1 protein-coding gene is annotated in these 1,109 nt (G+C 59.2%); it reads left to right on the top strand.

All coding sequences use genetic code 11. From position 1 onward, the window contains the following. The first annotated feature begins 41 nt into the window (after positions 1-41). Positions 42-1,082 carry an IS630 family transposase gene (locus tag GQB03_RS22585; protein WP_159694053.1) on the top strand — a complete coding sequence of 347 codons (1,041 nt, stop codon included), beginning with the start codon at positions 42-44 and terminating at the stop codon, positions 1,080-1,082. Positions 1,083-1,109 lie beyond the last annotated feature (27 nt).

Raw genomic sequence — 1,109 nt, 5'->3', positions numbered from 1 at the left:
TATTAACCCGGCAATCAAATAGATATTGATATAATTCTGGCATGGAGAAAATCGACGCCAGAAAGCTACCGCCCGAAGCCCTCGAGCACATCCGTCGGCAGGCGTTCGTGCTTCGCAAACAAGGTTACACATGGGGACACATCGCCGAAGTCTGTGGCGTTCATGTCGGGACTGTCCTCAAATGGGCGCGGCGCGCCCAAACCGATAGCGTCGATACGGTGATCAAGGGCGGGCAACGCGGCCGTCGGCACGGATCGGGACGAACGCTGACGCTGGTTCAAGAGGAGCAATTGCGCTTGAAGATCATCGGTTCGAACCCCGCCCAACTCCAGCTCGAATTCGCACTGTGGAATCGCCGTGCGGTGATGCTTGCCATCAAGCATCTCTTCGGTATCGACATGCCCATCCGCACCGTGGGCGAGTACTTGCGGCGCTGGGGCTTCACGCCGCAGCGGCCGGTCAAACGTGCGCTCGAGCAGGATCCGGCCCGCCTCAAGGCGTGGCTTGGGGACGAGTATCCGAAGATCGTGGCACGCGCAAAGGCTGAGGATGCCGAGATCTACTGGGGTGACGAGACCGCCATTCGCCAGGACTCGCACTGGATTCGGGGCTACTCGATGGCAGGCTTGACGCCCGAACTTCGACTGCCGGCCGGTCGCCATGGATCGACATCGATGATCTCGGCGATCACCAACCAGGGGTTGGTGCGCTTCTCCTTCTTCGAGGGCGCCGTCGATGCCGAGCGCTTCATCGTGTTCTTGAAGGATCTGATTCAGGATGCCCGGCGCAAGGTGTTCCTGATCGTCGACAACCTGCGCGTGCATCGTGCCAACCGCGTGCGCCAGTGGGTCGCAGAGAACGCCGAAAAGATCGAACTGTTCTACCTGCCACCGTATGCACCAGAACTCAACCCCGATGAGTACCTCAACCGGGATCTGAAGACGACGATACGCTCCGGGCCGATTGCCAAGACCGTCGCAGCGCTCCTCGAGAAGGCGCGCACGTGCATGGAGCGAATCGCTGCGATGCCGGATCGAGTTCGGTCGTATTTCACCCATGAGTACGTTCGATATGCTTTGTAAGTTAGCTATTTGATTGCCGGGTTGATA

Source organism: Cognatazoarcus halotolerans, assembly GCF_009800965.1.
Lineage (GTDB): Bacteria > Pseudomonadota > Gammaproteobacteria > Burkholderiales > Rhodocyclaceae > Cognatazoarcus > Cognatazoarcus halotolerans.
This window is presented reverse-complemented; position numbering and strand designations above follow the sequence as displayed.

Excerpts from the sequence above, each read along its gene's own strand:
- GQB03_RS22585 (WP_159694053.1), top strand. The coding sequence starts at position 42 with ATGGAGAAAATCGACGCCAGAAAGCTACCGCCCGAAGCCCTCGAGCAC.